Genomic DNA, 23,681 nt, shown 5'->3' on the forward strand with positions numbered 1-23,681 from the left:
ATTTTTGCCGCTGACTGTACCTTGACCCGGCGGTGCCCGGCATCGACAGTAGCGGCTGATTGCCTGGAGAACAAAATGGACCTGTCGAGCCTGCTGCTATTCATCCCTGCCTGCTTTGCCCTGAACATGGCGCCGGGGCCGAACAACCTGTTGTCGCTGCACAATGCCAGCCGCTACGGCCTGCGTACCGCCTGCGTCGCCGGCGCCGGGCGGATCCTGGCCTTCAGCGGCATGATCGCCCTGGCCGCCATGGGCCTGGCGGTGGTGCTGCATACCAGCGAGTACCTGTTCCTGGCCATCAAGGTGGTGGGCGCGGCGTACCTGTTCTATATCGCCTGGCAGCTGTGGCGCGCCCCGGTCGGCGAAGCCGTGGTCGCCAGCGATCACCCGCGTGGCACGTGGCGCCTGGCGCGCCAGGAGTTCTGGGTGGCGGCGGGCAATCCGAAGGCCATCCTGATTTTCACCGCCTTTCTGCCGCAGTTCGTTACGGTGGGCAGCGCCACCCCGGTCAGCGAGCAGTTCCTCTGGCTGGGCGTGCTGTTCCTGCTGCTGGAGTGGGCGGCGATTGCCATCTACGCGGGCCTCGGTGCCTACCTGCAGCGCTGGTTCAGCCAGCCCGGGCCGCGCCGGCTGTTCAACCGGGTCAGCGCTTCGCTGCTCGGTTGCGCAGGTATCGGCCTGCTGGCGGCGCGCCGCTAGAACTGCCAGCGCACACCCAGGTTCACGCCGCTGGCTTCCTGCTGGCGGCTGTCGAGGTTGCTTGAGTACTGCACGCCGCCGTGCAGGCTCAGCGCTTCGCTGAGCTGGGCGACCAGGCCAGTTTCCAGCTGCAGCGAGGTGTAGCGGTAGTCGGTCTTGATCTTGTCCACCCCATCAAACGTTAGCGTGTCGCGGCCGCCGTCGCCGCGCCACACGTTCACTTGCGCATAGGGTTGCAGCAGGCGCACGCTGCTTGCTTTGTAGGCGCCTTCGAGGCGTACGCCGAGCCGTCCGGTCAGCTCGAGCTGCGCATCATGACTGACGTGCGAGACGCTGTCGTTGGCGCTGTCCAGCGAGACTTTCTGGGCAATCAGCTGGGCTTGCGGTTCGACGGTCCAGCGTTCGGACAGGCTGAATGGGTAACCGGACTCCAGTGATGCGGTCCAGGCGTGGCCGTCGATGTTCAGCGTGTCGCCACGGTCGGAGCGGGCGCGGCCATCGAGTCTGGTGTACTGCAGCACGCTGTCGAAGTACCCGCCTTGCGGGTCGACCAGCGTCCAGTAACCGCCGACACTGTCACCGTCCAGCTTGAGATCACCGACGCTGCGATCCTCCACAGCCAAGGCGAAGCCTTTGACGTCGGCGTCCAGGCGGCTGTGGCTGACATACAGGCCCACATGCTGGCGATAGCCGCCATCGCTGAGCTTGGCATACAGGTCCTGGCCCACCTTGAAGCCATACAGGTTACCGTCCAGGCTCGGGTTCACCGTACCGCTCCATTGCTGGCGCAACGCGCCGCCGTAGGCCTGGCCCCAGCTGGCCGGGAGGCTGCCTTGGCCGGCCAGCAACTGCTGGTCACCCTGGCGCTGGTGGAAGGTGCCCAGGCCCTGGCGAGCGATGATCGCAGCACCCCGTGGTGCAGCGGCGTAAACCGGCACTTCGGGCCGGTACAGGGGCACACTGACGCCGGCAATCGGCGCTGGTAGCTCGGCCTGGCCGGGAGCCGGTGCAGCCACGGGTGGGGTTGCCGCGGGCTCGACTGGAGGCTCTCCTGGCGCCGGGGCGGCAGGGGAAGGTGTGGCCACCAGCGTCGAGCGCAGGTACCAGCTGTTCTCGCTGCCAGCGGTTACCCCGCCTTTGAACAGCCGGTAATCGTAGGCACCGACCGACAGCGTCTGTGTCTGGACAAAGGCGTTGGCGGTGCTGGTGGCGCCATCGCGAGCCTCGACCACCTGGATGCCGTTCTGCAGGGTGGTAGCACCGTTGCCGCCCAGGTTGTTGACCCACAAGCGCGTACTGCCGGTGATCGTGCCTCGGCTGACGACAAGCCGGTCGGAGGCGGCGTCGTCACCCGCCAACACGCTGTTTACGCGCAACAGGCCGTTTTCCCCCACGTAATTGCCTTTCACAGTCAGTCTGCCCTGGGCGTCATCGCCACTGCTGAGGTCGAGGGTGCCAGCATTGTTCAGCGTCGCCTTCTGCCCTTGGCTGACCGGCGTGAGGGTGCCTTGGCGGGAAACCAGTGTACTGCTGTCGTCGATGAGCAAGGCGCCAGTGCCGCTGCCAGGCTGCTCAGGGGTGCCGTCGCCAAGGGTCAAGGTGTCGTCAAGGGTGAGGCGGCTGTTTTCGAACAGGCCGATGGCTTCCCAGTTTACATACCGGGCGCCGCCATTGATCTGACTGTTCTCGAACACCAGGCTGTCGTTGCCGCGGCCGCCGTCCAGTTCAGTGACCAAGGTGCTGGCGTCGAGGCCAACGATGCGCGCATGGTCATCACCTATGCCCATGTCGACCTTGCCGCCGATACGGCCCCCGGTCCAGGTGAAGACGTCGTCTCCCGCGCTGGCCAGTACACTGCCTTTTAACCAGCCACCGCTGATGGTGATGTCGTCGGTACCGCCGCTGGTGCTGATGTTGCCGCCGATGGTCCCACCGCGCAGGACGATGGTGTCGTTGCCGAAGCCGCTGACCAGGTTGCCATCGATCTGGGTTTCGACACCAAGGTCCTGGGACATTTCGAAGTAGTTGTCTGCCAGCTTGAGGTCGACCCGGCCAATACGCCCGCCAGAAAATAGCGCGTAGTCGCCATCCTCGAACGCACCGACGATGCGCCCGGCGGACATGTAGAACGTGTCGTAGCCTTGCCCCTGATTGAGCGATTGCACGGTCCCGCCGCTCATCCTGAAGTCGTCGATATCCTGGGTCTGCACGACGGCACCGAGGGTGTCGCCAGGCGACACCACCAAGGCTTGTGCCTGAACGATCAGCGGCAGGGTCAGGAGGGGAAAGGCAGCGGGCAGCAGCAGGCGAGGGCAACGCATAGGCAGGTCTCCGTGTCCATAAAGGGACCACTACCTGAAACGGCATTTAGCTGCCGCTTCGGCCCTGCCAGCGTTGTATGTAAAGCGCGAACACGGGGCAACTGGCAAAAATGCCAGGTGGCCCGTGGCTATCAGTCGCGGTAGAAGGTCTGCACCAGGTGGTAGCCGAACTTGCTCTTGATCGGCCCGTGCACCACGCGCAGGGGCTTCTTGAAGATCACCTGGTCGATCGCGCCGACCAGCTGGCCCGGGCGCACTTCGCCCAGGTCGCCACCGCGCTTGCCCGACGGGCAGGTGGAGAACTTCTTCGCCAGCACGTCGAAGGCCTCGCCGTTGGCGATGCGCTGCTTGAGCTTTTCAGCTTCGTCAGCGGTCTTGACCAGGATGTGGCGGGCTTGAGCTTTCATGGGTACACCTGTGCTTCGGGGCAAAAAAGGGCGCCATTATGCCTGATCGCGCAGCTCCGTGCGGTCGCGAAACTGCTCCAGGGCCTGCGGGTTGGCCAAGGCGTCGGTGTTTTTCACCGGCATGCCGTGCACCACGTTGCGGATGGCCAGTTCCACCAGCTTGCCGCTGATGGTACGCGGGATGTCGCTGACCTGGGCGATCACGGCCGGCACATGGCGTGGCGTGGTGTACTGGCGGATCACCTGGCGAATGCGCTGGCGCAGGGCGTCGTCCAGTTGCAGGCCATCGCGCAGGCGCACGAACAGCACCACGCGCACATCGCCGTGCCAGTCCTGGCCGATGGCTACGCTTTCCAGCACCTCTTCGACCTTTTCCACCTGACGGTAGATCTCTGCCGTGCCGATGCGCACCCCGCCGGGGTTGAGCACGGCGTCGGAGCGGCCATGGATGAGCAGGCCGCCGCTGCTGCGCTGCTCGGCGTAGTCGCCCTGCGCCCAAACCCCGGGGAACTGGCTGAAATAGGCGTCATGGTAGCGGCTGCCGTCGCTGTCGTTCCAGAAACCAAGGGGCATCGACGGGAAATTGCGGGTGCACACCAACTCGCCTTTTTCATCGAGTACCGGTCGGCCCTGTTCGTTCCATACCTCTACGGCCATGCCCAGGCCCTTGCAGGCCATTTCGCCACGGCGCACCGGCAGGGTCGGATTGCCGAGCACGAAGCACGAGACGATATCGGTGCCACCGGACATCGATGCCAGGCACAGGTCGGCTTTGATCTTGCCGTACACATAGTCGTAGCTGTGAGGCGACAAGGGCGAACCGGTGGACAGGATCAGGCGCAGGCTGTCCAGGCGATGGCTGCGGCCTGGTTCCAGACCCTCCTGTTCAAGCGCAGCCAGGTACTTGGCACTGGTGCCAAAGGCCTGGATGCGTTCAGCGTCGATCAGGTCGAGCAGACGCGCCGGGCCGGGGTGGAACGGTGAGCCGTCGTACAGCACCAGGGTGGCGCCGACGGCCAGGCCGCTGGCCAGCCAGTTCCACATCATCCAGCCACAGGTGGTGTAGTAGAACAGCACGTCATCGGCTTTCAGGTCATTGTGCAGGCCGTGTTCCTTGAGGTGCTGCAGCAGCACGCCGCCAGCGCGATGGACGATGCATTTGGGCACGCCCGTGGTGCCGCTGGAATAGAGGATGTACAGCGGGTGGTCGAACGGTAGCGAAGTAAATTCAGGTTCGCCGCCAGGTCGGTAGAAATCGTCCCACAGGCTGACCTTGGCGGCGGTGAATTCGCCAGCTTGGGTGTGGGGGCGGGTATACGGGACCACGATCAACTGCTGCAGCCCCGGCAACTGGGCGCAGACCTGGTTGATCTTGTCGACCTGGTCGACCGATTTGCCGGCGTAGTGGTAACCGGCGCAGACCAGCAGCAGCTTCGGTTCGATCTGGCCGAACCGGTCGATGATGCCATGCAGGCCGAACTCCGGCGAAGACGTTGACCAGACCGCACCCAGGCTGGTACAGGCGAGCATCGCCACCAGGGTTTGCCAGGTATTGGGCATGACCGCAGCGATGCGGTCACCGGGCTCGATGCCGGCTGCCTTGAAGGCTTGCTGCAGGCCTGCAACTTCAGCGGCCAGTTGCGCATGGGTGAAGACCACACGCTGGCCATCTTCGCGCACGGAAACCACCGCAGGCCGGTCGTCACGCCGGCGCAGCAGGTGTTCGGCGAAATTCAGGGTGGCGCCGCTGAACCAGCGGGCGTCAGGCATGTGTGCGCCTTCGCTGAGGACCTGGCTGGGCGGGGTGTGCCAGGCCACCTGGAAATAGTCAGCCAGGGTTTGCCAGAAGGCCGGACGCTGCTCGATGCTCCAGCGGTGCAGGGCCGCATAGTCATTGAGCTGCAAGTTGAAGCGCAGGTTGACCCGGCGGCGGAAGGCATCCATCCGGCTGGCTTCGATCTGCGCCGTGGAGGGGCGCCAGAGCACATCGTTCATGCCGAACCTCCAGAAACTGCTTGGGGATGAGGGCCCAGGAAGGGGCCCTCGGTGTCACTTATTCCACTTTAGCGGTTTGCACATCGGCCGATGCCGACCACACGCGATAACGCACTTCGACCCCTTGCGGCACGTACACCACCACAGGCAGCTTGCTGTTGTAGCGCAGCATGAAGCCTTCACCCACCACCGGTACGAAGGCCTGGGTCTTCTTGCCATCGGGGCAGGCCATCAGGGTGCTGGCTGGGCCACCGACCTTGGCCAGGCGGTAGTAGCTGTAGCCCCAGCCTTCGAGGGTGTGCTCTTCCAGGCTGCCGGCCAGGCGCTGGCGGTTGCAGTCCACTTCCAGGGTCTTGCCGGCCAGGATTTCCAGTTTGTGGGCCGATTCATCGGTTTGCGCCGGCAGGTGGATGACCTGCCGGGTGAAGCCTTTTTCCGCCTCGGGATAGGGTGCGACGTCCTTGAGGCCGGCTGCCATCGCCGGTACGGTGGCGGCCAGGGTCAAGGCAAAGATCGCGGTCATTGGGGTTGGGCGCATAGGGCCTCCTTGCAGATAAACGGGTGCAAGACCGTTGCCAGGCCCAGGCTGCCCTTCACTGGGCCAACCAGCCACCATCGACGTTCCAGGCGGCACCGCGAACCTGGCTACCGGCCTCGCTGCACAGGAAGAGTACCAGTTCACCGAGGTGCTGGGGGGTGACGAAAGCCAGTGAAGGTTGCTTCTCGGCCAGCAGATCGTGCTGTGCTTGCTGCGGATCAACGCCGTTGGCAGCACGATCGTCGATCTGTTTCTGCACCAGCGGGGTCAGCACCCAGCCGGGGCAGATGGCGTTGCAGGTAATGTTGCTGGTGGCGGTTTCCAGCCCCACCACCTTGGTCAGCCCGACCACGCCATGCTTGGCCGCCACATAGGCCGCCTTGCCGGTGGAGCCGACCAGCCCGTGCACCGAGGCAATGTTGATGATCCGGCCCCAGTTGCGCGCGCGCATGCCAGGCAGGGCCAGGCGGGTGCCATGGAACACCGCCGAGAGGTTGAGGGCGATGATCTTGTCCCAGCTTTCCAGCGGGAATTGTTCCACCGGCGCCACGTGCTGGATGCCGGCGTTGCTGACCAGAATGTCGACGCCGCCGAACTCACGTTCGGTCATCGCGAACAGCGCCTCGATTTGCGCCACATCGGAGAGGTCCGCCGGGTGGTGGGCAACCTTGACGCCATGGCGGGCGATCTCTGCCAAGGCCGGCGATGGGTCGCCGAAACCGTTGAGCACAATGTTCGCTCCGGCGCGCGCCAGCACCTGGGCTATACCCAGGCCGATGCCGCTGGTCGAGCCGGTGACGAGTGCCGTCTTGCCTTTCAAAGTCATGCAAAAGCTCCTTAGACGATGCCGGTGGCGTAGAAGGTGGCAATGACCACGAATACCGCCAGGGTCTTGATCAGGGTAATACCGAAAATGTCCTTGTAGGCTTCGCGGTGGGTCAGCCCGGTTACCGCCAGCAAGGTGATCACCGCGCCGTTGTGCGGCAAGGTGTCCATGCCGCCACTGGCCATCGCGGCCACCCGGTGCAGCACCTCGAGGGGGATGTTGGCGGCATGGGCCGCCGCGATGAAGCTGTCGCTCATGGCCGCCAGGGCGATGCTCATGCCGCCCGAGGCGGAGCCGGTGATGCCTGCCAGCAGGGTCACGGTGATCGCTTCGTTGACCAGCGGGTTGGGAATCCCGCGCAAGGCATCAGCCAGCACCAGAAAGCCCGGCAGCGAAGCGATGACTGCGCCAAAGCCATACTCGGACGCGGTGTTCATGGCGGCCAGCAGGGCGCCACCGACGGCACTCTTGGTGCCTTCGGCCAGGCGTTCGCGGATCACCCTGAAGGCACACGCCAGCACCATCAGGATGCCCACCAGCAGCGCCGCCTGCACCGCCCAGATCGCCGTGAGCTTGGCCACGTCGCTGTTGACCGGCGCGCTCATGCCCGGCAACTGCAGGGTGTGACTGGGGCCGTACCACTGCGGGATCCAGTGGGTGAAGAGCAGGTTCATCACGCCTACCAGCACCAGCGGTGACAGCGCCAGCCAGGGGTTGGGCAGGGCCAGGTCGGCTGCCGTCTCCGGTTCGTTGCGCAGGTTGTTGCCATAGCCTTCCCCCGCACGCTGGGCCTTGTTGCGCTGGCGCTGCAGGTACAGCATGCCGCTGCAGAACACGAACAGCGTACCGATCAGCCCCAGCCATGGCGCGGCCCAGGCTGTGGTGTTGAAGAAGGTGCTGGGGATGATGTTCTGGATCTGCGGGGTGCCGGGCAAGGCGTCCATGGTGAACGAGAACGCGCCCAGGGCAATGGTTGCCGGAATCAGGCGCTTGGGAATATCGCTCTGGCGGAACATTTCTGCGGCGAATGGATACACCGCGAACACCACCACGAACAGCGACACGCCGCCGTAGGTGAGCAGGGCACAGACCAGCACGATCACCAGCATCGCCTGGCGAGTGCCGAGCAGGCGAATGGCGGCGGCGACGATCGAACGCGAGAAGCCGGACAGTTCGATGAGCTTGCCGAACACGGCGCCGAGCAGGAACACCGGGAAGTACAGCTTGATGAAGCCGACCATCTTTTCCATGAATACCCCAGTGAATGCAGGGGCAACGGCGGCAGGGTCGGTGAGCAGGACGGCGCCGAGGGCGGCGATGGGGGCGAAGAGGATCACGCTGTAGCCGCGGTAGGCGGCCAGCATCAGCAGGGCCAGAGCGGCGAGGGCGATGAGCACGGTCATCGGGATGGATCTCCTGGGTGAGTCTTGTTGTTATGAGTGACCGGGAGATAGCGGGAATCGTGCCGGATTTGTAAGCAGTTGATTTTTAAAGGGTATTTGTTTTTGTTGGTTGCCTTTGTCTACATTTTGAGAGGGCTGGGGCCGCGTTGCGGCCCATCGCGGATAAATCCGCTCCTACAGGAGAACGCCGTAGGAGCGGATTTATCCGCGATGGAGGGCAAAACCCTCGCAGCAATCTCAAAATAGAAATGCAAATCTCGAATCAGAGACCAAGCGCAACCATTTTCTTGTACAAGGTCGAGCGCCCCAACCCGAGCGCCTTGGCCGCTTCGGGCACATTCCCCGCATGCTCGGCCAAGGCCCCGGCAATCAACCTGCGCTCGAATTGTGCACATGCCTCACGATAGCCCATCCGCTGTTCCTGACCCGCGACCGGGCTCAACGGCCCCAGCGCCGCCGCGAGGTCGGCCAGGCCAAGCCGCGGCTGATCAGCCAGCAACGTCGCCCGCTCCAGCACGTTGCGCAACTCACGTATATTCCCGGGCCACCCATGGCGCGCCAGCAATGCCTGAGCGTCCTGCTCCAGCTCGTACTGGCTGCCCAGCTCGGCCAGGATCGCCTCGCACAACGCCGGCAAGTCTTCGACCCGCTCGCGCAGCGGCGGCACTTCGATTGGCAGCACGTTCAGCCGGTAGTAGAGATCGGCACGAAACGCACCACGGGCCATGGCCGCCTGCAGGTCGATGGAGGTAGCGGCGATGATGCGCACGTCGCTGCGCAGCATCTGGTTGGAGCCGACCGGTTCGTATTCCTTTTCCTGCAGGACGCGCAGCAACTTGCTCTGTAGTGCCAAGGGCATGTCGCCAATTTCGTCCAGGAACAGCGTGCCGCCTTCGGCCAGTTGCAGCTTGCCGCTGCGGCCCTTGCGATCGGCACCGGTAAAGGCGCCGGGTGCGGTGCCGAAGAACTCGGCCTCCAGCAAGGTTTCGGGGATTGCCGCACTGTTGATGCTGACAAAGGCCTTGTGCGCCCGTGCCGAAGCCGCATGGATGGCATGGGCCAGCAGCTCTTTGCCGGTGCCGGTCTCGCCCAGCAACAGCACCGGCGAATCGCTGCCGGCACCGCGCCGTGCCCGGCGCTTGGCTTCGAGGCTGGCCGGGCTGCTGCCGACGAACTGGGCGAAGCTGTACTTGGCCTGGCGTGCGCGCAATTGCGAGCGGGTGCTGGCCAGCTCCTGCTGCATGCTCGCATAGCGCTTGAGCAGGGGCGACAGGCTGCGCAGCTCTTCGAACAGGGCAAAGCCGATGGCGCCGATCAGGGCGCCCTGGGCATCGTGGATCGGCAGGCGCATCACCACCAGCGGCTCGTTGGGCGTATCGAGCATGTCCAGCAGGATCGGCCGACCATCGCTCACCACCTGGCGCATCAGGCTGCCCGGTATGACCGCCTCGCACGGCTGGCCGATCGCGCTGGCTGCGTCGGCCAGACCGAAGCGCCGGGCGTAGCGCTCGTTCATCCAGACGATGCGGGCGTCGCGGTCGACGATCACCGTGCCTTCGCTGGACTGCTCGATGATCTCGAACAGCGAGCGAATCGCCAGTTGCCGTACCTGGGGGTAGTCCTTGAGGCTGTCGCTGTCGTGCATGGGTAATCCTGAAACCTATCCTCTGGGGTCGAACGCCTCGCGCAAGGCATCCCCGATAAATACCAGCAGCGACAAGATGACTGCCAGCGCAAAGAACGCGGTAAAACCCAGCCATGGCGCTTCCAGGTGCTGCTTGCCCTGGGTCACCAGTTCGCCCAGCGAAGCGCTGCCGGCGGGCATGCCGAAGCCGAGGAAGTCCAGCGCTGTCAGGGTCGTGATCGCCCCGGTGAGCATGAAGGGTACATAGGTGAACGTCGCGTTCATCGCATTGGGCAGTACATGGCGCAGCATCACCAGGGTATCTGGCAGGCCCAGGGCACGCGCCGCTTTCACGTATTCAAGGTTGCGTCCGCGCAGAAACTCGGCGCGCACCACATCGACCAGGGCCAGCCACGAAAACAGCGCCATGATCCCCAGTAACCACCAGAAATCCGGCTCGACGAAGCCACTGAGAATGATCAGCAGGTAGAGCACCGGCAGCCCCGACCACACCTCCAGCAAGCGCTGCCCGAACAGGTCCACCCAGCCACCGTAATAGCCTTGCAGCGCGCCGGCAGCGACCCCGATGAGCACGCTGATGACGGTCAGGGCAAAGGCGAACAGCAGCGAGGTACGCGTGCCATACAGCACCCGCGCCAATACGTCGCGGCCCTGATCGTCGGTCCCCAGCCAGTTGCTCGCGCTCGGCGGGCTGGGGGTGGGTACCAGCAGGTCATAGTTGGGGGTGTCGGCACTGAACGGGATGGGCGCGAACAACATCCAGCCGCCCTGGCTCTCGATCAGCTGGCGCACGTAGGCACTGCGGTAGTCCGGCTGGAACGGCAGCTGGCCACCAAACTGCTGCTCGCTGTAGCGTGTGAGTGCCGGGGTGTACCAATCGCCCTTGTAGCTCAGCAGCAGTGGCTTGTCGTTGGCCACAAGCTCCGCGCACAGGCTCAGCACCAGCAGGCCGGCAAACAACCACAGCGACACCCAGCCCAGGCGGTTGCGGCGAAAACGCTGCAGGCGACGACGCGAAACCGGCGACAGCATCAATGCGCCCTCGTGTCGAAGTCGATGCGCGGGTCGAGTACGGTGAAGGCCAGGTCACCGATCAGGCGGAACAGCAGGCCGGCCAGGGTGAAGATGAACAGCGTGCCGAACACCACCGGGTAGTCGCGTGACACGGCCGCTTCGTAGCTCATGCGGCCAAGGCCGTCGAGGGAGAAGATCACCTCGATCAGCAACGAGCCGGCGAAGAACACCGTGATCAGCGCCTGCGGCAGCCCAGCCAGCACCAGCAGCATGGCATTGCGCAGCACATGCCCATACAGCACACGGCGCTCGCTCAAGCCCTTGGCGCGGGCGGTGACCACGTACTGTCGGGAGATTTCATCGAGAAACGCGTTCTTGGTCAGCAGAGTGAGGGTGGCAAAGCCACCGATGACCAGAGCGCCGACCGGCAGCACCAGGTGCCAGAAGTAATCGGCGACCTTGCCCAGCAAGCTGAGCTGGTCGAAATCATCCGAGACCAGGCCACGCACCGGGAACCAGTTCAGCGAAGTACCGCCCGCGAACAGCACGATCAGCAGCAGCGCGAACAGGAACGAGGGCAGGGCATAGCCAACCACGATCAGCGCGCTGCTCCAGGCATCGAAGCGGCTGCCGTGGCGTACCGCCTTGCGGATGCCCAGCGGGATCGATACCAGGTAGGTGATCAGCGTGGCCCAGAAGCCCAGCGACAGGGTCACCGGCAGCTTATCGAGGATCAGGTCGGTGACCTTGGCACCGCGGAAGAAGCTCTGGCCGAAGTCCAGCCGGGCATACTGGCCGAGCATCAGCCACAGGCGCTCCGGGGCGCTCTTGTCGAAGCCGTACTGGCGCTTGATCTCTTCGATCAGCTTCGGGTCCAGGCCGCGGGTGGCGCGGGACTCGCCATGCACCACCTCGACCCGGGAACCGGGCGCGCCGCCGCCCAGCCCCTGCAACCGTGCCACTGCCTGCTCGACCGGGCCGCCGGGCGCGGCCTGGACGATGGCAAAGTTGACCAGCAGGATCGCCAGCAAGGTCGGGATGATCAGCAGCAGGCGCCGCAGGATGTAGCTGGTCATGGCCGGGCCTTCTGCCGTTCGGCCATCTGTGCGTTGGTCAGCGCCGTCGGGCTGATTTCCCACCAGCTGTCCAGGCCTTCGTCATAGGCAGGCTGAACGTTCGGCAGGCCGAAGCGGTTCCACCACACCGTCGAGCTGCCAGGCGGGTAATAGTTGGGGATCCAGTAGTAGTTCCACTGCAGCACCCGGTCCAGGGCACGGGCGTGGTGCAGCATGTCGGCCTGGCTGTCGGCGCGCACCAGGCCGTCGATCAGCTGGTCGACTGCCGGGTCCTTGAGCACCATCAGGTTGTTCGAGCCTGGGTCGTTGGCGGCGGCCGAGCCAAAATAGTTGTACAGCTCGGCGCCAGGCGACAGGGTCACCGCATAGCCGGTGACGATCATGTCGTAGTCGCGGGCCATCAACCGGTTCACGTACTGCGCCGAATCGACGTTGCGGATGTTCAGGGTGATGCCGATCTGTGCCAGGTTGCGCTTCCACGGCAGCAGCAGGCGCTCGATGCCGGACTGGCCGTTGAGGAAGGTAAATGCCAGCGGCTCACCCTGGGCGTTGACCAGGCGATCACCGTCGGGGCGCCAGCCGGCCTGTTGCAACAAGGCCAGTGCCTGCAACTGCTGTGGGCGAATGATTCCGGAGCCGTCGGTCACTGGCGCCGTGAAAACCTGCGTGAAGACTTCGTCCGGCACCCGGCCGCGCAGCGGTTCGAGCAGTTTGAGCTCGCCCGCATCCGGCAATGCGCGAGCGGCCAGCGGGGTATTGGAAAACACGCTCTGCTGGCGGATGTACAGGTTGCGCATCATCTGCCGGTTGCTCCATTCGAAGTCCCAGAGCATGGCCAGTGCCTGGCGCACACGGCGGTCCTTGAAGAGTGGCTTGTCCAGGTTGAACACGAAGCCCTGGGCCACTTGCGGCTTGGCCGGGCCGAGGTGCGCGCGCTGCAGGCGGCCGTCGTCCAGTTGCGCGCCGTTGTAGCCCAAGGTGTAGGCGGTGGCGGAAAACTCGCGGTTGTAGTCGTAGCCGCCGCCCTTCAGCACTTGGCGCGCCACTTCGGTATCGCCGAAATACTCGATGCGGATGCGTTCGAAATTGTAGCGCCCCCGGTTGACCGGCAGGTCCTTGGCCCACCAGTTCGGGTCGCGCTCGAAGGTGATGCTGCGGCCATTGTCGATGTGCCCGATACGGTATGGGCCGCTACCGACCGGCTTGTCGAAGCCGGCACCGTTGGTGAAGTCGCGGTTGGCCCAGTCGTGTTCGGGCAATACCGGCAGGCTGGCCAGGTCCAGTGCCAGCGTGCGGCCGTGGGGCTGCTTGAGGTCAAAGCGCAACTGCCGCGGGCCTTCGATCGTGAGCCCGGCGACGTCGGCGAACTGGGTGCGGTACTTGAGGCTGCCTTCGGCCATGAGCTTGTCGAAGCTGAAGCGCACATCTTCGGCGCGTACTGGCTTGCCGTCGGCGAAGGTCGCCTTGGGGTCGATCTCGAAGCGCAGCCAGGCGTCATCCGGGCCACGTTCCATGCGCCGAGCGATCAGGCCGTAGACGGTGTAGGGCTCGTCGAACGAGCGTTGCGCCAGGGGCGCATACAGCCAGCCATCGACCTCGCTGACACCGATGCCTTTGTCGATGTAGGGCAGGATATGGTCGAACTGGCCGATCTCGATGGCCGAGCGGCGCATCAGGCCACCCTTGGGGGCGTCGGGGTTGACGTAGTCGAATTGGCGGAAGTTTTCGCCGTAGCGGGGGGCTTCGCCGTAGACGGTCAGGGCATGGGTGGGCGCGGCTTGGGCCATCCAGCCCATACACAAAAGCACGACCCCATAAATGACCTGTGGGAGCGGGTTTACCCGCGAATAGGCCCGAGCAGGCAATGGGTTTACCTGGTCTGGCCTCTTCGCGGGTGAACCCGCTCCCACAAGGGACACGATGATCAGCAGATCAGTCCTGGCGGCTGGTCACTTCCAGCAGGTGGTAGCCGAACTGGGTCTTGACCGGGCCCTGTACGGTGTTGACCGGGGCGCTGAACACCACGGTGTCGAATTCCTTGACCATCTGGCCTGGGCCGAACGAACCCAGGTCACCGCCCTGGCGGCTGGACGGGCAGGTGGAGTTGGCCTTGGCGATTTCAGCGAAGTCGGCACCGGCTTCAATCTGGGCTTTCAGTTCGTTGCACTTGTCTTCGGTGGCAACGAGGATGTGACGGGCGGTGGCGCGTGCCATGGTTACTGCTCCTTGGAGGGGTGAAAACGGCAAGCCTAGCGCACTTGCTCGGGTCATGTCTCGCCAGGCTTGCAGTAGCCGCTTCACATACGGGCTGCGGCCTCGCGCAGCAGGGTTTCGGTCGCGCTCCAGCCCAGGCAGCCATCGGTGATCGACACGCCGTATTTGAGCGCGCCCTTGCCCAGCGCCTGGCAGCCGTCGAACAGGTGGCCTTCGAGCATCATGCCGACAATCGAGCGGTCACCGGCTAGGCGCTGGGCCAGCACGTCCTCGAACACGGCTGGCTGGCGGGCAGGGTCCTTGCCGCTGTTGGCATGGCTGCAGTCGACCATGATGCGCGCCTGCAAGCCGGCCTTGGCCAGCCCCTGGCGAGCCTGGGCGATGCTGGCGGCATCGTGGTTCGGGCCCTGGTGGCCGCCGCGCAGCACCAGGTGCGTGTCCGGGTTGCCCAAGGTCTCGATGATTGCCGGGTAGCCCTGCGCATCCATGCCGAAGTGGCGGTGCGGGGCCGCAGCGCTGCGCATGGCGTCGCAGGCGATGCCGACGCCGCCGTCGGTGCCGTTCTTGAACCCGACCGGCAGCTCCAGGCCGCTGACCATTTCCCGGTGAATCTGCGATTCGGTGGTGCGCGCGCCAATCGCCGCCCAGCCCAGCAGGTCATCGAAGTAGCCAGCCGCCATCGGTTGCAGCAACTCGGTGGCGATCGGCAGGCCACGTTCGATCATGCTCAGCATCAAGCCACGGGACAGGGCGATGCCGGCATGCATGTCGTCGCTGCCATCGAGGTGCGGGTCGTAGGCCAGGCCTTTCCAGCCGACCGTGGTGCGCGGCTTTTCCACATAGGCGCGCATCACCAGCAACAGCTTGTCATCGACTGCGCGGCTCAGCGCCGCCAGACGATCGGCGTATTCCAGGGCCGAGCGCGGGTCGTGGATCGAGCAAGGGCCGACGATCACCAGCAGGCGCTCGTCGCGGCCTTCGAGGATGGCGCGGATGGCCTGGCGGTGGCGGTGGACTTGCTGGGCGAGTTCGCTGGACAGCGGCATTTGCTGCTTGAGCAGGTGCGGGCTGGGCAGGCGCTGGCTGACGGTGGTGTTGGCCGCGAGCGGTTGGGTCAGGGGCAGAGCGAGGTTCGAGGCTTGCATGGCGTATGTTCCCTGGGCGGACGGCGGGTCTGGCCCGCGCGGTCGGCCCTATCGAGGTGTTCGACTAGTCGTTGATTGGTTGTCTGCAGCATTGCCACCGGTGATGGACCGATCGGAGGCGGCAGGCTGGCCCGAACGGGATTGGCTAAATCGCCAGGCATAGGTGCTTGCGTAGTCATAAGTGGCGTAGTTCATGAATCTGTCCTCGGTTCGAATCGGTAAAAGTGCAATGGCCTGAAAAGCAAAACCCCCGGTCGGGAAGCCGACCGGGGGTTTGAGTATTCTCATGTTCGGCGGCCCCTCGAAGGTGGGCGCCGGCTGGGTATCGGCGCCTAGTGGCTAAACCAATACCCAAAGTAATAGCTGGCAGCAGCCTGGCAGCCGGCAACGGCCAGCACAGGGCGCAGGCTGCGACCGGTGTGGTTGGCGTGGTTGCGGGTGTGTTTTGGCATGTTGCGCTCCAGTGATTGAGCCCGAGCTTACTTCAGGCGCTGTGCACTGTTCAATGGATAAATGCTATCGCCGCGATAATTGCACAAAACGGATAGCACACTGCAGGCGATGGATATTGCCAACCCAGGCCCCGCCCTAACCTGACCCGGTCTGAACAATAACAATGGAGACCCTGGCCATGTCCCTGGGATTCGACTACCTCAATGCCATGCTCGAGGACGATCGCGAAACGGGCGTCTATCGCTGCAAACGCGAAATGTTCACCGACCCGCGCCTGTTCGACCTGGAGATGAAGCACATCTTCGAGGGCAACTGGATCTACCTGGCCCATGAAAGCCAGATCCCCGAAAAGAACGACTTCCTCACCCTGACCATGGGGCGCCAGCCGATCTTCATCGCGCGCAACAAGGACGGCGAGCTCAATGGCTTCCTCAACGCCTGCAGCCACCGCGGCGCGATGCTGTGCCGGCACAAGCGCGGCAACCGCGCCAGCTACACCTGCCCGTTCCACGGCTGGACCTTCAACAACAGCGGCAAGCTGCTCAAGGTCAAGGACCCGAGCAACGCCGGCTACCCTGCCAGCTTCAACTGCGACGGCTCCCACGACCTGACCAAGGTGGCCCGCTTCGAGTCGTACCGTGGCTTCCTGTTCGGCAGCCTGAAGGCCGACGTCAAGCCGCTGGTCGAGCACCTGGGCGAATCCGCCAAGATCATCGACATGATCGTCGACCAGTCCCCCGAAGGCCTCGAAGTACTGCGCGGTGCCAGCTCGTACATCTACGAGGGCAACTGGAAGCTCACTGCCGAAAACGGTGCCGACGGCTACCACGTCAGCTCCGTGCACTGGAACTACGCCGCCACCCAGCACCAGCGCAAGCAGCGCGAAGCGGGTGACGCGATCAAGACCATGAGCGCCGGCGCATGGGCCAAGCAGGGCGGTGGCTTCTATTCCTTCGACCACGGCCACCTGCTGCTGTGGACCCGTTGGGCCAACCCTGAAGACCGCCCGGCCTTCGAGCGCCGCGAGCAACTGGCCGCCGACTTCGGCCAGGCCCGCGCCGACTGGATGATCGAAAACTCGCGCAACCTGTGCCTGTACCCGAACGTGTACCTGATGGACCAGTTCAGCTCACAGATCCGCATCGCCCGGCCGATTTCGGTGAACAAGACCGAAATCACCATCTACTGCATCGCGCCGAAAGGCGAGAGCGCCGATGCCCGGGCCAAGCGCATCCGCCAGTACGAAGATTTCTTCAACGTCAGTGGCATGGCCACTCCGGACGACCTGGAAGAGTTCCGCTCCTGCCAGACCGGCTATGGTGGCGGCACGGGCTGGAACGACCTGTCCCGTGGCGCGCAGCACTGGGTGGAAGGCGCCGATGAGGCCGCCAGGGAAATTGAACTCAAGCCGCTGCTGTCGGGTGTGCGCACCGAGGACGAAGGTTTGTTCGTGCTGCAGCACAAGTACTGGCAGGACACCATGATCAAAGCCCTGGAAGAGGAAACCCAGCTGATCCCCGTGGAGACCGTGCAATGAGCCTGCATGACACCGTGCGCGACTTCCTCTACCGCGAGGCGCGCTACCTGGACGATGCCCAGTGGGACCAGTGGCTGGAGTTGTATGCCAGCGACGCGACCTTCTGGATGCCGTCCTGGGACGACGACGACAGCCTCACCGAAGACCCACAGAGCGAAATCTCGCTGATCTGGTACGGCAACCGTGGCGGCCTGGAAGACCGGGTGTTCCGCATCAAGACTGAGCGCTCCAGCGCGACCGTGCCGGACACCCGTACTTCGCACAACATCAGCAACATCGAGATCGTTTCGCTGTGCGAAGGCAGCTGCCAGGTGCGCTTCAACTGGCACACCCTGAGCTTCCGCTACAAGACCACCGACAGCTATTTCGGCACCAGCTTCTACACCCTCGACCTGCGCGGCGAGCAGCCGCAGATCAAGGCCAAGAAAGTGGTGCTGAAAAACGACTACGTGCGTCAGGTCATCGACATCTACCACATCTGATCCGAGGTAACGCGAGCCGCTCGGTGCGCCATTTGGCGCGCCGCGGCCAGGCTCGCCCGCGAGGTGCAACATGAGCTTCCAGATCGCACTTAATTTCGAAGACGGGGTGACCCGCTTCATCGAGGCCAGCGGCCATGAGACCGTGGCCGATGCCGCCTACCGCCAGGGCATCAACATCCCGCTGGACTGCCGCGACGGCGCCTGCGGTACCTGCAAGTGCAAGGCCGAGTCCGGGCGTTACGACCTGGGCGACAACTTCATCGAAGACGCCTTGAACGAGGACGAAATCGCCGAAGGCTACGTGCTGACCTGCCAGATGCGCGCCGAAAGCGACTGCGTGGTACGCATTCCGGCGTCGTCGCAACTGTGCAAGACCGAGCAGGCCAGCTTCGAGGCGGCCATCAGCGACGTGCGCCAACTGTCGGCCAGTACCATCGCCTTGTCGATCAAGGGCGAGGCGCTGAGCCGCCTGGCGTTCCTGCCGGGGCAGTACGTCAACCTCAAAGTGCCGGGCAGCGACCAGAGCCGCGCCTATTCCTTCAGCTCGCTGCAGAAGGACGGCGAGGTCAGCTTCCTGATCCGCAATGTGCCGGGCGGCCTGATGAGCCGTTTCCTCACCGGCCTGGCCAAGGCCGGTGACAGCATGAGCCTGGCTGGCCCACTGGGCAGCTTTTACCTGCGTCCGATCCAGCGCCCGCTGTTGCTGCTGGCCGGCGGTACGGGCCTGGCGCCGTTCACGGCGATGCTGGAGAAAATCGCCGAGCAGGGCAGCGAGCACCCCGTGCACCTGATCTATGGCGTCACCAACGACGTCGACCTGGTCGAGCTGGACCGTTTGCAGGGCCTGGCCGCGTGCATACCCAACTTCACTTTCAGCGCCTGCGTCGCCAACCCCGACAGCCAATACCCGCAGAAGGGCTACGTGACCCAGTACATCGCGCCGCAGCACCTCAACGACGGCGATGTCGATGTGTACCTGTGCGGCCCGCCACCGATGGTCGAGGCGGTGAGCCAGTACCTGCGCGAGCAGGGCATCACCCCGGCGAACTTCTACTACGAGAAGTTTGCCGCGGCTGCGGCCTGAGGTTCCTTTGGGGCCGCCGGCATCGTGCGGGTGAAGGCGGCCTCTTTTTATTGACTGCGGGATTGCTGGGGCCGCGTTGCGGCCCTTTCGCGACACAAGGCCGCTCCCACATGTTCCGCGTTCCCTTGTGGGAGTGGCCTTGTGTCGCGATGGAGGGCGAAGCCCTCCCGGCAGTTTCGGATCGAGAGGAAGTCGAAATGAACAAGAGATTCCAGAGCAAGGTCGCGTTGGTCACCGGCGCCGCCCAGGGCATTGGCCGTGGCGTGTGCTGGCGGCTCAAGGCCGAAGGCGCGCAGGTGGTGGCGGTGGACCGTTCCGAGCTGGTCCACGAGCTGGCCGGGGAGGGCATGCTGACCCTCACCGCCGACCTCGAGCTGCATGCCGATTGCGCCCGGGTCATGGCCACTGCGGTGGAAACCTTCGGCCGCCTCGACATCCTGGTCAACAACGTCGGCGGCACGATCTGGGCCAAGCCCTTCGAGCACTACGAAGTGGAGCAGATCGAGGCCGAAGTGCGTCGCTCGCTGTTCCCGACCCTGTGGTGCTGCCATGCCGCTCTGCCGTACATGCTCGAACGCGGCAGCGGCGCCATCGTCAACGTCTCGTCGATCGCCACCCGCGGGATCAACCGCGTGCCGTACGGCGCGGCCAAGGGTGGCGTCAACGCGCTCACGGCCTGCCTGGCCTTCGAAACCGCTGGCCGCGGCATCCGGGTCAATGCCACTGCGCCTGGCGGCACCGAGGCACCCCCGCGCCGTGTACCGCGCAACAGCAGCGAGCAGAGCGAGCAGGAAAAGGCCTGGTACCAGCAGATCGTCGCCCAGACCCTCGACAGCAGCCTGATGCACCGCTACGGCAGCATCGACGAACAGGTCGGCGCGATCCTCTTCCTGGCCTCCGACGAGGCCTCCTACATCACCGGCGTGACCCTGCCAGTGGGGGGCGGTGATCTCGGCTGATGCCTGGGCCCGGATGACGACTGCCCGATTCTTCACTGACTGAACTGGAGCTTTTGCATGACAAGCCCGACCATCGAACGGCTGGACGCAATCATCGTCGACCTGCCGACCATCCGCCCGCACAAGCTGGCGATGCACACCCTGCAGCAGCAGACCCTGGTGGTATTGCGCCTGCGCTGCAGCGACGGCGTCGAAGGCATCGGCGAGGCCACCACCATCGGCGGCCTGGCCTACGGCTACGAGAGCCCCGAGGGCATCAAGGCCAACATCGATGCACACCTGGCGCCCGCGCTGATCGGCCTGCCGGCGGACAATATCAACGCCGCCATGCTCAAGCTGGACAAACTGGCCAAGGGCAACACCTTCGCCAAGTCCGGCATCGAAAGCGCCTTGCTCGACGCGCAGGGCAAACGCCTTGGCCTGCCGGTCAGCGAGCTGCTCGGCGGCCGGGTGCGTGACAGCCTGGAGGTGGCCTGGACCCTGGCCAGTGGTGACACCGCCCGTGACATCGCCGAGGCCGAGCACATGCTGGAGATTCGCCGGCACCGCGTGTTCAAGCTGAAGATCGGCGCCAACCCGCTGGAGCAGGACTTGCAGCACGTGGTGGCGATCAAGCGCAAACTGGGCGAACGTGCCAGCGTGCGGGTCGACGTCAACCAGTATTGGGACGAATCGCAAGCCATCCGCGCCTGCCAGGTGCTCGGCGACAACGGCATCGACCTGATCGAGCAGCCGATCTCGCGCATCAACCGCGGCGGCCAGGTGCGCCTCAACCAGCGCAGCCCGGCGCCGATCATGGCCGACGAATCCATCGAAAGCGTCGAGGACGCCTTCAGCCTGGCCGCCAGTGGTGCGGCCAGCATCTTCGCCCTGAAGATCGCCAAGAACGGTGGCCCACGTGCGGTGCTGCGCACCGCGCAGATCGCCGAAGCGGCCGGTATCGCCCTGTACGGCGGGACCATGCTCGAAGGTTCGATCGGCACCCTGGCCTCGGCCCATGCCTTCCTGACTCTGCGCCAGCTGACCTGGGGTACCGAATTGTTCGGGCCGCTGCTGCTGACCGAAGAGATCGTCAACGAGCCGCCGCAGTACCACGACTTCCAGCTGCACGTGCCGCGCACCCCGGGCCTGGGCCTGACCCTCGACGAACAACGCCTGGCGCGCTTTGCCCGCCGCTGATCCACGGGCTGAAGGAACACACATCCCCTGTAGGAGCGGCTTTAGCCGCGAAGCAGGCGACGCGGAGGATGGCACCGGCTGTGCCGGTGTTCGCGGCTGAAGCCGCTCCTACAGGGACCGCGCAAGCGTTTGGAAATAGGAGAACACAACATGCTGTTCCACGTGAAGATGACCGTGAAACTGCCGGTCGACATGGACCCGGCCAAGGCCGCGCAACTGAAGGCCGACGAGAAGGAACTGGCTCAGCGCCTGCAGCGCGAGGGCAGTTGGCGCCACCTGTGGCGCATCGCCGGGCACTACGCCAACTACAGCGTCTTCGACGTGCCCAGCGTCGAGGCGCTGCACGACACGCTGATGCAGCTGCCGCTGTTCCCGTACATGGACATAGAGGTCGACGGCCTGTGCCGCCACCCGTCGTCGATCCACAGCGACGACCGCTGATTCAACCCTTTGCACAAGAACAAGATGAGGTCACCATCATGACTGTGAAGATTTCTCACACTGCCGACATCCAGCAGTTCTTCGAAAAAGCCGCCGGCTTTGACAATGACCAAGGCAGCCCGCGCCTGAAGCGCATCATCCAGCGCCTGCTGCAGGACACCGCGCGCCTGATCGAAGACCTGGAAATCACCGAGGACGAGTTCTGGCACGCCGTCGACTACCTGAACCGCCTTGGCGGGCGCGGCGAGGCCGGGCTGCTGGTGGCTGGCCTGGGCATCGAGCATTTCATCGACCTGCTGCAGGACGCCAAGGACGCCGAAGCCGGCTTGACCGGCGGCACCCCGCGCACCATCGAAGGCCCGCTGTACGTGGCCGGCGCGCCGCTCGCCCAGGGTGAAGTGCGCATGGACGATGGCAGCGAGGAGGGCGTGGCTACGGTCATGCTGCTTGAGGGCCAGGTGCTCGACCCGCAAGGCCAGCCACTGGCCGGCGCCATCGTTGACCTGTGGCATGCCAATACCCGTGGCACCTATTCGTTCTTCGACCAGAGCCAGTCCGCGTACAACCTGCGCCGACGCATCGTCACCGATGCCGAAGGCCGTTATCGCGCGCGCTCCATCGTGCCTTCGGGCTACGGCTGCGACCCGCAGGGTCCGACCCAGGAATGCCTGGACCTGCTCGGCCGTCACGGCCAGCGTCCGGCGCATGTGCACTTCTTCATCTCGGCACCGGGCCATCGGCACCTGACCACGCAGATCAACCTGGCCGGCGACAAGTACCTCTGGGACGACTTCGCCTACGCCACCCGTGACGGGCTGGTGGGCGAGGTGGTGTTCCATGAAGGGGCTGAAGGCCGTTATGCCGAGCTGAAGTTCGACTTCCAGTTGCAGAAGGCCCAGGCCAGTGCGGATGAACAGCGCAGCGGGCGACCGCGGGCGCTGCAGGAGGCCTGATACGCCGCGCCGATTTGTTCGCGGGCACGCCCGCTCCCAGAGGAGCACCACAGGTGCTGGACGGTGTCCATGGGTTGCGCCGTGCTCAGAACCGGCTGACCCTGGTGTACACCTGGCAGCTGCCCTAAGGCATCACCGGCCATTTATTGTCACACAGCAGCGATTGCGCCACCCGGCCACTGGGGGTTAGGTTTCCTCAATTGCCATTCAGGAAGGCTGACTGTGGACTCCATCACCCAAGCCGTGCTCGGGGCTGCGCTGCAAGGCACGGTACTCGGCCGCCTTCAGGGCCGGCGCTCGCTCATTTATGGCGCTGCACTGGGCACCGTACCAGACCTCGACGTGGTCATCCGCTACGCCGACCCGGTGTCGCAGATGACCTACCACCGCGGCTTTTCCCACTCGATCTTCGTCCTTACCGGCCTGGCCTTGCTGCTGGCCTGGCTGGTCAACCGGCTTGGCCGAACGCGCTGGCCCGACAAGGGCTACACCTTGCCCCGTCTGTTCCTGGCGTTCTGGCTGGTGCTGGTGACCCACCCGATACTCGACGCGTTCACGGTCTACGGCACCCAGCTGTTCTGGCCGTTGCCGTTCACCCCGCTGAGCTGGGCGGCAGTGTTCATCATCGATCCGGTGTACACCGTGCCGCTGCTGGTGGCGGTGATTTATGCCGCTTTCAAGGGCCTGCAGGGAAGGGCGATACGGTTTTTGAGCCTGGCACTGCTGTTCAGCACGGCCTATCTGGGTTTCGGCCTGGCCGGTCGCATGGCCGCCGAACAGCGCCTGCAGGCAGTGCTCGATGCGCAGGGCATCGTGGTCACCGAGGTGCGCGCAGTGCCGATGGCGTTCAACAGTCTGGTCTGGCGGGTGCTGGCGAAGACCCCGGATGGCGACTACTACGAAGGCATCAGTAGCGTATTCGACCGCGAAGCGCCTGAGATGCAGCGCCTGCCATTGAACCTGGACGCGGCGAAGGCGTTGCGCGGTTCCGCGCTGCTCCAGCGCTTGCGCTGGTTCACCGACGACTGGCTGCGCTATGACCAGATCGGTAACGCACTGGTGGTCACTGACCTGCGTATGGGCATTCCGGGCAATTACACCTTTCGCTTCAACATGGCCCAACGCGACAGCCAGGGCAATTGGATTGTCGACCGGCCGAGCATATGGAGAGGCGCCGGCGCGGGCTCGATGTTCAGCAGTGCCGACCTGGCACTGATCTGGCGGCGTATCCTGGACCAGCGAACACCGTTGCCACTGGCAACCTGGACCAGCAAGTACCTGGGACAGGCCAGCGAGGCTGGGCGCTAGGG

General features: G+C 64.6%; 21 protein-coding genes. 9 read left to right on the plus strand and 12 right to left on the minus strand.

Annotation, left to right across the window (positions count from 1 at the left end):
* The first annotated feature begins 75 nt into the window (after nucleotides 1-75).
* Nucleotides 76-699 (plus strand): LysE family translocator, encoded by a 624-nt coding sequence (locus HU738_RS11130; RefSeq protein ID WP_176506318.1) that lies wholly within the window; start codon nucleotides 76-78, stop codon nucleotides 697-699.
* Here HU738_RS11130 and HU738_RS11135 read toward each other — a convergent pair.
* The 12 genes from HU738_RS11135 to HU738_RS11190 form a co-directional block, all read right to left on the minus strand.
* The gene (locus HU738_RS11135) at nucleotides 696-3,020 is read right to left on the minus strand and encodes an autotransporter family protein (RefSeq protein ID WP_186602298.1); all 2,325 of its coding nucleotides are present in this window, start codon (nucleotides 3,018-3,020) and stop codon (nucleotides 696-698) included. The two genes, HU738_RS11130 and HU738_RS11135, sit on opposite strands and share 4 nt — an antisense overlap.
* A gap of 131 nt (nucleotides 3,021-3,151) precedes the next feature.
* A complete protein-coding gene (locus HU738_RS11140; RefSeq protein WP_008095636.1) occupies nucleotides 3,152-3,427 on the minus strand; it encodes a peptidylprolyl isomerase in 276 nt (91 codons plus the stop codon).
* 36 nt (nucleotides 3,428-3,463) lie between these two features.
* A complete protein-coding gene (locus HU738_RS11145; RefSeq protein WP_186602300.1) occupies nucleotides 3,464-5,422 on the minus strand; it encodes an acetoacetate--CoA ligase in 1,959 nt (652 codons plus the stop codon).
* Between the two features lie 58 nt (nucleotides 5,423-5,480).
* Nucleotides 5,481-5,960 (minus strand): serine protease inhibitor ecotin, encoded by a 480-nt coding sequence (eco, locus tag HU738_RS11150; RefSeq protein ID WP_186602302.1) that lies wholly within the window; start codon nucleotides 5,958-5,960, stop codon nucleotides 5,481-5,483.
* A 55-nt stretch (nucleotides 5,961-6,015) separates the two neighbouring features.
* Complete coding sequence (hbdH, locus tag HU738_RS11155; protein WP_176506314.1) at nucleotides 6,016-6,786, minus strand: 3-hydroxybutyrate dehydrogenase; 771 nt, start codon at nucleotides 6,784-6,786, stop codon at nucleotides 6,016-6,018.
* Nucleotides 6,787-6,797: 11 nt separating this feature from the next.
* Entirely contained in the window at nucleotides 6,798-8,189 is a 1,392-nt protein-coding gene (locus HU738_RS11160; protein ID WP_186602303.1) for a GntP family permease, read from the minus strand.
* Nucleotides 8,190-8,451: 262 nt separating this feature from the next.
* Nucleotides 8,452-9,834: a sigma-54 interaction domain-containing protein gene (locus tag HU738_RS11165; RefSeq protein WP_186602304.1), complete on the minus strand. Its 1,383-nt coding sequence runs from the start codon at nucleotides 9,832-9,834 to the stop codon at nucleotides 8,452-8,454.
* Nucleotides 9,835-9,849: 15 nt separating this feature from the next.
* Nucleotides 9,850-10,866, minus strand: a complete 1,017-nt coding sequence (locus HU738_RS11170) for an ABC transporter permease (protein WP_176506311.1) — start codon at nucleotides 10,864-10,866, stop codon at nucleotides 9,850-9,852.
* Nucleotides 10,866-11,924 carry a microcin C ABC transporter permease YejB gene (locus HU738_RS11175; protein ID WP_186602305.1) on the minus strand — a complete coding sequence of 353 codons (1,059 nt, stop codon included), beginning with the start codon at nucleotides 11,922-11,924 and terminating at the stop codon, nucleotides 10,866-10,868. The genes HU738_RS11170 and HU738_RS11175 overlap by 1 nt, the downstream gene beginning before the upstream one ends.
* Entirely contained in the window at nucleotides 11,921-13,849 is a 1,929-nt protein-coding gene (locus HU738_RS11180) for an extracellular solute-binding protein (protein ID WP_186602502.1), read from the minus strand. Before HU738_RS11180 ends, HU738_RS11175 begins: the two co-directional genes overlap by 4 nt.
* A gap of 7 nt (nucleotides 13,850-13,856) precedes the next feature.
* Complete coding sequence (locus HU738_RS11185) at nucleotides 13,857-14,138, minus strand: peptidylprolyl isomerase (protein WP_054884552.1); 282 nt, start codon at nucleotides 14,136-14,138, stop codon at nucleotides 13,857-13,859.
* Between the two features lie 83 nt (nucleotides 14,139-14,221).
* Nucleotides 14,222-15,283, minus strand: a complete 1,062-nt coding sequence (locus tag HU738_RS11190) for a 3-deoxy-7-phosphoheptulonate synthase (protein WP_186602306.1) — start codon at nucleotides 15,281-15,283, stop codon at nucleotides 14,222-14,224.
* 631 nt (nucleotides 15,284-15,914) lie between these two features.
* On the opposite strand from HU738_RS11190, the gene benA reads away from it, so the two are divergent.
* The 8 genes from benA (at nucleotide 15,915) to HU738_RS11230 (ending at nucleotide 23,679) form a co-directional block, all read left to right on the plus strand.
* A complete protein-coding gene (gene benA, locus HU738_RS11195) occupies nucleotides 15,915-17,273 on the plus strand; it encodes a benzoate 1,2-dioxygenase large subunit (protein WP_186602307.1) in 1,359 nt (452 codons plus the stop codon).
* Nucleotides 17,270-17,755 carry a benzoate 1,2-dioxygenase small subunit gene (gene benB, locus HU738_RS11200; RefSeq protein ID WP_099814917.1) on the plus strand — a complete coding sequence of 162 codons (486 nt, stop codon included), beginning with the start codon at nucleotides 17,270-17,272 and terminating at the stop codon, nucleotides 17,753-17,755. The genes benA and benB overlap by 4 nt, the downstream gene beginning before the upstream one ends.
* Before the next feature lie 70 nt (nucleotides 17,756-17,825).
* Complete coding sequence (gene benC / locus HU738_RS11205; protein WP_186602308.1) at nucleotides 17,826-18,839, plus strand: benzoate 1,2-dioxygenase electron transfer component BenC; 1,014 nt, start codon at nucleotides 17,826-17,828, stop codon at nucleotides 18,837-18,839.
* 197 nt (nucleotides 18,840-19,036) lie between these two features.
* On the plus strand, nucleotides 19,037-19,798 hold the full coding sequence (locus tag HU738_RS11210) for a 1,6-dihydroxycyclohexa-2,4-diene-1-carboxylate dehydrogenase (RefSeq protein ID WP_186602309.1): 762 nt from the start codon (nucleotides 19,037-19,039) through the stop codon (nucleotides 19,796-19,798).
* A gap of 57 nt (nucleotides 19,799-19,855) precedes the next feature.
* Nucleotides 19,856-20,977 (plus strand): muconate cycloisomerase family protein, encoded by a 1,122-nt coding sequence (locus HU738_RS11215; RefSeq protein WP_186602310.1) that lies wholly within the window; start codon nucleotides 19,856-19,858, stop codon nucleotides 20,975-20,977.
* A 150-nt stretch (nucleotides 20,978-21,127) separates the two neighbouring features.
* Entirely contained in the window at nucleotides 21,128-21,418 is a 291-nt protein-coding gene (gene catC, locus HU738_RS11220) for a muconolactone Delta-isomerase (protein ID WP_110638214.1), read from the plus strand.
* A gap of 38 nt (nucleotides 21,419-21,456) precedes the next feature.
* Complete coding sequence (gene catA / locus HU738_RS11225) at nucleotides 21,457-22,371, plus strand: catechol 1,2-dioxygenase (RefSeq protein WP_186602312.1); 915 nt, start codon at nucleotides 21,457-21,459, stop codon at nucleotides 22,369-22,371.
* A gap of 222 nt (nucleotides 22,372-22,593) precedes the next feature.
* Nucleotides 22,594-23,679 (plus strand): metal-dependent hydrolase, encoded by a 1,086-nt coding sequence (locus HU738_RS11230; RefSeq protein ID WP_186602314.1) that lies wholly within the window; start codon nucleotides 22,594-22,596, stop codon nucleotides 23,677-23,679.
* The last annotated feature ends 2 nt before the right edge of the window (nucleotides 23,680-23,681 follow it).

This window comes from Pseudomonas vlassakiae (assembly GCF_014269035.2).
Taxonomy (GTDB): domain Bacteria; phylum Pseudomonadota; class Gammaproteobacteria; order Pseudomonadales; family Pseudomonadaceae; genus Aquipseudomonas; species Aquipseudomonas vlassakiae.

What these genes read in the sequence shown, in the direction of transcription:
- HU738_RS11130 (WP_176506318.1), top strand. Translation starts at nt 76, where the DNA reads ATGGACCTGTCGAGCCTGCTGCTATTCATCCCTGCCTGCTTTGCCCTG.
- HU738_RS11135 (WP_186602298.1), bottom strand. Translation starts at nt 3,020, where the DNA reads ATGCGTTGCCCTCGCCTGCTGCTGCCCGCTGCCTTTCCCCTCCTGACC.
- HU738_RS11140 (WP_008095636.1), bottom strand. Translation starts at nt 3,427, where the DNA reads ATGAAAGCTCAAGCCCGCCACATCCTGGTCAAGACCGCTGACGAAGCT.
- HU738_RS11145 (WP_186602300.1), bottom strand. Translation starts at nt 5,422, where the DNA reads ATGAACGATGTGCTCTGGCGCCCCTCCACGGCGCAGATCGAAGCCAGC.
- eco (WP_186602302.1), bottom strand. Translation starts at nt 5,960, where the DNA reads ATGCGCCCAACCCCAATGACCGCGATCTTTGCCTTGACCCTGGCCGCC.
- hbdH (WP_176506314.1), bottom strand. Translation starts at nt 6,786, where the DNA reads ATGACTTTGAAAGGCAAGACGGCACTCGTCACCGGCTCGACCAGCGGC.
- HU738_RS11160 (WP_186602303.1), bottom strand. Translation starts at nt 8,189, where the DNA reads ATGACCGTGCTCATCGCCCTCGCCGCTCTGGCCCTGCTGATGCTGGCC.
- HU738_RS11165 (WP_186602304.1), bottom strand. Translation starts at nt 9,834, where the DNA reads ATGCACGACAGCGACAGCCTCAAGGACTACCCCCAGGTACGGCAACTG.
- HU738_RS11170 (WP_176506311.1), bottom strand. Translation starts at nt 10,866, where the DNA reads ATGCTGTCGCCGGTTTCGCGTCGTCGCCTGCAGCGTTTTCGCCGCAAC.
- HU738_RS11175 (WP_186602305.1), bottom strand. Translation starts at nt 11,924, where the DNA reads ATGACCAGCTACATCCTGCGGCGCCTGCTGCTGATCATCCCGACCTTG.
- HU738_RS11185 (WP_054884552.1), bottom strand. Translation starts at nt 14,138, where the DNA reads ATGGCACGCGCCACCGCCCGTCACATCCTCGTTGCCACCGAAGACAAG.
- HU738_RS11190 (WP_186602306.1), bottom strand. Translation starts at nt 15,283, where the DNA reads ATGCAAGCCTCGAACCTCGCTCTGCCCCTGACCCAACCGCTCGCGGCC.
- benA (WP_186602307.1), top strand. Translation starts at nt 15,915, where the DNA reads ATGTCCCTGGGATTCGACTACCTCAATGCCATGCTCGAGGACGATCGC.
- benB (WP_099814917.1), top strand. Translation starts at nt 17,270, where the DNA reads ATGAGCCTGCATGACACCGTGCGCGACTTCCTCTACCGCGAGGCGCGC.
- benC (WP_186602308.1), top strand. Translation starts at nt 17,826, where the DNA reads ATGAGCTTCCAGATCGCACTTAATTTCGAAGACGGGGTGACCCGCTTC.
- HU738_RS11210 (WP_186602309.1), top strand. Translation starts at nt 19,037, where the DNA reads ATGAACAAGAGATTCCAGAGCAAGGTCGCGTTGGTCACCGGCGCCGCC.
- HU738_RS11215 (WP_186602310.1), top strand. Translation starts at nt 19,856, where the DNA reads ATGACAAGCCCGACCATCGAACGGCTGGACGCAATCATCGTCGACCTG.
- catC (WP_110638214.1), top strand. Translation starts at nt 21,128, where the DNA reads ATGCTGTTCCACGTGAAGATGACCGTGAAACTGCCGGTCGACATGGAC.
- catA (WP_186602312.1), top strand. Translation starts at nt 21,457, where the DNA reads ATGACTGTGAAGATTTCTCACACTGCCGACATCCAGCAGTTCTTCGAA.